This is a genomic window from Streptomyces durocortorensis, from assembly GCF_016901035.1.
Classification (GTDB): Bacteria; Actinomycetota; Actinomycetes; order Streptomycetales; family Streptomycetaceae; genus Streptomyces; species Streptomyces durocortorensis.
In genome coordinates, this window is the sequence record NZ_JAFEUF010000239.1 from 1 (window position 1) to 5,281 (window position 5,281).

Here is a 5,281-nt window from a genome sequence, read left to right on the forward strand (position 1 = left end):
TTGGGCTGAATGCGGGCGGCAGGGGGCCACAGTTCCTCGCCGGGCCCCGGGCCGCAGATCCCGCCCGGTTCGGCGTGCGGGGGTCCTTGCCCCTTCGGACGGCGGTCTCTGCCCCTGGGGACCTCGCCGTTCGGGGGCCTTCCCTGTATCCAGAAAGGTACGTCGCTGATCAAGGGAAGGGCTCTCCGTGCGGGCACAGGGCAAGGACAGGACAGGGCACTCCGGCGACAGGCCGGAGCGGGCCGTCGCCGCCGTCCCCGCGAAGGAGCCGGGGACGGTCCGGCAGGGGGCGGCCCCCTCGGGGTCTCAGCCGCTCCTCGCCCTCCAGGCCACCGTGGGCAACGCCGTCGCCGTCCAGATGCTGCGCCGGGCCGCCGTCGAGGAGCGGGAGCGGAGCCAGGACCAAGGCCGGAGCCAGGACCAAGGCCGGAACCGGAGCCAAGGCCAGGATCAGGAGCGGCATCGGCACGGTGCCGGCTGCGGTCATGAGGAGGCGCAGCGGCCCGCCGTGCAGCGCTCCGCCGTCCATGACGTGCTGCGTACCTCGGGCCGCCCCCTGGAGGACACCGTCCGCACGGACATGGAGTCGCGTCTCGGCGCGGACTTCTCCGACGTACGCGTCCACGACGACCGCGCCGCGAAGGCCTCCGCGGCCGAGGTCGGCGCCCGCGCCTACACCTCCGGCAGCCATGTCGTCATCGGCGACGGCGGCGGGGACCGGCACACCCTCGCCCATGAGCTCACCCACGTCATCCAGCAGCGCCAGGGCCAGGTCGCGGGCACCGACAACGGCGGCGGGCTGAAGGTCTCCGACCCCTCCGACCGGTTCGAGCGGGCCGCCGAGGCCAACGCGCGCCGGGTGATGTCCGCCCCGGCCCGTACGGACGTGCAGCGGGCGCCGGAACCTGCCGGCCGCCCCGCTCCGGTGGCGGCGTCGGCGACGGCGGTGCAGCGGGTGGGGGGCAATCCTCAGGAGATGCTCGGGGCAGGTCACTGGAAGGCCGAGATGGAAACGGCGGGCCATCCGCTGCTTCCGCCGAAACAGAAGGGCAAGAAGAAGAAGGCGAAGGCGCCCGTTCGGAAGCTGGAGGACATCCTGGCCTCGGTGGGCCCCGGGCTCCTGGCGGAGCTGAAGGCACTCGCCGAGAAGGGCGAGACCGGCCGCCTGAAGCTCTACCGCACGATGATGGCGGAAGAAGCGAACGCCATCATGGAGTGGAAGGGCCTGGCATCGCTCACCGAGGAGTGGATCACCTCCCAGGAGGACACCGCCGGAATCGCCAAACGCTTCCGGGGGGCCGTGGAGAAGGGCGAGGCCGGCATCATGCCGATCAGCAACCACCTGGGCGACGCAGGCCAGGCCGACGAGTACTTCACCAACGAGGACACCCAGGTGACCGTGGAGTTCACGCTCAAGCCCGGCGCCCACGAACTCCTCTTCTCGCCGGACTACATGGCCATCTCCGGGGACAAGGGAACCCCGTACCACATCAGGAAGACCCGGGAGAGCGCCGACAACCCGTTCCCGGAGGCAGCCGGCGGCGAGGGCGCGCTCGCGGGGTACATCGGCCTGAAGCCCGAGGAGAAGGAGCCGTTCAGCCTCTCCATCGGCAAGACCGACATCACGCGACTCCTCTTCCAACTGTTCGTCGAGGACATGCGCGCGGTGCGGGGTCAGAAGAACCTGACGTCCGGCACCGCCTGACATTCCGCCCGGTGCGGCCGAGGGGGCGGGCGCGCCGGGGCTCCGGCCCGCCCGCCCCGCACATCACCCTGCCGGGTTGTGCCGGATCAGCGACTCCACCAGCCCGGACCGCTGGTTCGGGTAGTCCAGCGGGACGATGCCGAGCCCGGTCCACCCGGCGGTCTCCGCGCGCTCCAGGAAGGAGTGCACCTGCGGGTTGAGCCGGTCGGCGTTCCAGCGGGGCGGCATCAGGGCGGCCGTGGAGACGTAGTTCATGAAGAACTTGCCCGGCTGCTGGGCTGCCTTGCGGAACTGGGCCTCGATCTTGGGGTACTTGGCGAACGGCTCCGCCATGTAGTCGTCCTGGATGTCGAAGAGGGCGGAATCGCCGTAACGCACGCCGGGCAGACCGCCGTTGTCCGCGAGCAGCACCACCTTGCCCCGGGCCCCGCCCAGGTCGGGAAGCGTGGAGTCGAGGCGGAACAGCGACCGCCAGCCGCGCACGTCCAGGTAGTCGTCGAAGACCGCCCGGAACGCGGCGTCGCTCGCGGACGAGTGCTCCTGCTTGACCCGCATCAGCACGGTCTCGGTCGGGCGCGTGGCGAGGAAGTCCCGGCAGGCGACGAGGACATCGCCGAACATCATGTTCTGGAACGACGCCCCGTGGTGGATCGCGAACGACCCGTCGATGAGCCGGCACCGTACGTCGAGGAAGCGGATGCCGCTCGTCAACTGCTGGGCGATCGTGGTGTTCTGGCACTCCGACCAGGGCCCGCCGAACCGGGCGCCCGAGTCGTGCGTGCCCGGGATCGTGAGCCGCTGGAGCGCGGTGCCGTCGGGCAGGGCGGCCATCCAGTCCTGCGTCCCCCGGACCGCCCGGGCCTTCTCCCGGGTGGCGGCCACGGCGGGCGCCGTGCCCACGATCGCGGTGGCGGACACGGCGAGGGCACCGGCCAGAAAGCCTCTGCGGGAGGGCCGGGACAGGGACGCGGAATCGGGCGTGCGCGCGGGGGTGGACATGCGGGTGCCTCCAAGGGCCGTGGGGGGTCGGACCGGGCGGTAACCCTTGGATTCTGTCGGGTGCACGTCACCCAGGGAAGGGGACGTACCGGCCGCGGAGAATTACCGAGGTGAACGGAATGCCGCGGAACGGAAAATTCAATATGTCGCAGCACGGAATTACCAAAGCCGCATAAAAGGATTGCCGAATATCGCCAAAAGCCCTTACTCTTAAGCCACTTGGCCGGTCAATTCGACCGGAACCACCCGGCGGAAAGGCGATTTCCGGTAGGCACGCAAGCCATCGGCGCCCTTCTTTTCTCCCTCCGCCGCGGAATCCCTTGGGACCATTGACACAACTGCGAGGAAGACCTGTGCGACGCATGACCTCCGCCCTCCTTTCCCTCAGCGCCCTGCTGACCGCCTCCGTACTGGCCGCCCCCGCGGCCGGTGCCGCCCCGCAGAACGACCGGCAGCCGGCCGCCGTACCCGCAGGCTGGGAGACGGTGGACGGGGCCGAACTGGCACGGATCACCGGGACCGGCGAGAGAATCCAGGCCCCGTCCGCTCTCGACCGCAGCGCCTCGGGGCCCAGCACCTCGGGCCGCAGCGCCTCCGCCCTGGCGGACGAGTCCGAGAAGCTCGCCGTCCAGTCGGTCCGCAACGGAAAGTTCGCCGCCACCGAGAAGAACTACGCGTCGCCCAACACCGGTGTGCTGCGCGCCCGTTCCGCCGAAGTGACCGGTGCCTGGGAGGGCTTCGCCTTCGAATGGCACGAGGCCACCGGGACCTACGCCCTGAAGTCCCTGGCGAACAACCTCTATGTCGCGGTCGAGGGCAACTACACCGGCACCTCGCAGAACGTCCTGCGCGCCCGGTCGACCGGCGCGGGCACCTGGGAGCGGTTCACCCTCTACTACAACGAGGACCTGGACCGCTGGGCGCTCCAGTCCGCGCTGAACGGCCGCTTCGTCGCCATGGAGAACAGCTACACGGGATCGCTCCAGTACGCGTTGCGCGCCCGGTCCCTCGAAGTCACGGGCTCGTGGGAGCAGTTCGAGCTCTTCGAGATCACCGGCTGACACCACGGGGCCCCTCAGGCGGCGGTCCCCGCGAGCGGCCCGACCCCCGGCCCGTCCAGGTCGTCGAGCGCCACCCGGCGGCCGGACACGGCCAGCAGCAGCGAAAGCGCGGGACCGGCCACCTCCGCACCCTCCCCGATCGACAGGTCGGCGTCCGTCGCCGTCAGCCGTACGGACGCCACCGCCTCCTTCGCCCCGCCGAACGACGCCGGGGTCCGCACCTGGAGGCGCAACGCCCGGACCACCGCCTCCTGCGGATAGGAGCGGACCAGGCCCACCGCCCGGCGGATGTCCTCGCCGTGGACGACCTCCTCGACCAGCCGGGTGTCGAGAGAGGCCGGAGGCGTCGTCGTCCGCGACACCACCCGGCGCAGCCGCTCCAGCGTCTCCTCGGGCGACGCCCCGCGCCGACGCTCCACACCCCGCGCGTTCTGCAGGTCGAAGTCGAACCGCGCCCGCACAAGACCCGCGACGAACCCGATACGCGTCGTCAGCGCGGTGTCCACGAGATGGGCGGCCACGTCGTGCACGGTCCACCCCGCACAGAGCGACGGCGTCGCCCACCGCCCCGCCTCCAGCCCCGCGAGGTCCTCGACCAGCGCCGCACGCTCGGCGTGCACCATGCGCCAGATCCCGCGCTTCGCGTCGCTCTTCACGGCTGCCTCCACTCGCTGCGTCATGACCGGGCCTGCCGTATGAGACCCCGGACGCCGGCGAAACTCATCGCACCCGGCCACCGGACATGGATCAAGAAAGGTGATCTTGTCCCGCTGTGTCATGACTTCGTAACAGCGCGCCAACCGTACAACTCCTCCGCGTCACGACCTGCCCGACAGAGTGTGACTCACACCACTTCGAGGGGTGGGGATCCGGGCGCCCGACCAGGCGTCGCGCAGTGACCGAATCAAGAAACCGGGGAACGACATGACCAACATCCGACGGGTGTCAGCCATCGGCGCCGCCCTCACCGCGACCGCCTGCGCCGCGGCGGTTCTCGCACCGGCCGCCGTCGCGGCGGAGCCGACCGCCCACCGGGCCACCGCGCCGACCAAGGCCGCCGCGGCCGCGAAGTACAACGGGGCCTGCGGCGGCGGCTACGCCGTGGTGAACTCCGCGCAGATCGGCACCAAGGGCACGGTGTTCCTGACCTACAACTCCGCCACCGGCAAGAACTGCGTGGTGACCGTGCGCACCAAGCCCGGAAAGGCCGTGCACATGACGGCCTCGCTCGGCTTCGCCTCGCCCACCACGACGGTCTCGGACACGGGGTACTACACCACGTACGCGGGGCCGGTCTACCTCGACGCACGCGGCCTGTGCGTGACGTGGCGCGGTGAGATCTCCGGCGAGGTGGCCGGCAAGAACGGCACCAACTGCGGCTCACTGGCCGCGAACCGGTGACGGACCCGCACTGAACGGAGGCGGGGGGGGGGGGGGGGGGGGGGGCGGGGGGGGGCGGCGCCGCCCCCCCCCCCCCCCCCCCGCCCGACCCACCAGCGCCCCGCCCGGCGGCGCG

General features: G+C 71.2%; 5 protein-coding genes. 3 read left to right on the top strand and 2 right to left on the bottom strand.

Annotated features, from left to right (window positions below; translation table 11 throughout):
• Window positions 1-187: 187 nt before the first annotated feature.
• Window positions 188-1,705: an eCIS core domain-containing protein gene (locus JS521_RS29575; RefSeq protein WP_205086004.1), complete on the top strand. Its 1,518-nt coding sequence runs from the start codon at window positions 188-190 to the stop codon at window positions 1,703-1,705.
• Between the two features lie 63 nt (window positions 1,706-1,768).
• Here the strand turns inward: JS521_RS29575 and JS521_RS29580 are convergent, their stop codons facing one another.
• Window positions 1,769-2,704, bottom strand: a complete 936-nt coding sequence (locus JS521_RS29580; protein ID WP_205086005.1) for a phosphatidylinositol-specific phospholipase C — start codon at window positions 2,702-2,704, stop codon at window positions 1,769-1,771.
• 362 nt (window positions 2,705-3,066) lie between these two features.
• Between JS521_RS29580 and JS521_RS29585 the strand changes: the two genes are divergently transcribed.
• A complete protein-coding gene (locus tag JS521_RS29585; RefSeq protein WP_205086006.1) occupies window positions 3,067-3,765 on the top strand; it encodes a fascin domain-containing protein in 699 nt (232 codons plus the stop codon).
• A gap of 14 nt (window positions 3,766-3,779) precedes the next feature.
• Here JS521_RS29585 and JS521_RS29590 read toward each other — a convergent pair whose 3' ends face one another.
• Window positions 3,780-4,421 (bottom strand): maleylpyruvate isomerase family mycothiol-dependent enzyme, encoded by a 642-nt coding sequence (locus JS521_RS29590; RefSeq protein WP_205086014.1) that lies wholly within the window; start codon window positions 4,419-4,421, stop codon window positions 3,780-3,782.
• Between the two features lie 268 nt (window positions 4,422-4,689).
• Between JS521_RS29590 and JS521_RS29595 the strand changes: the two genes are divergently transcribed.
• Window positions 4,690-5,166, top strand: coding sequence for a spore-associated protein A (locus JS521_RS29595; protein WP_205086007.1), 477 nt, complete (start codon window positions 4,690-4,692; stop codon window positions 5,164-5,166).
• Window positions 5,167-5,281: the final 115 nt, after the last annotated feature.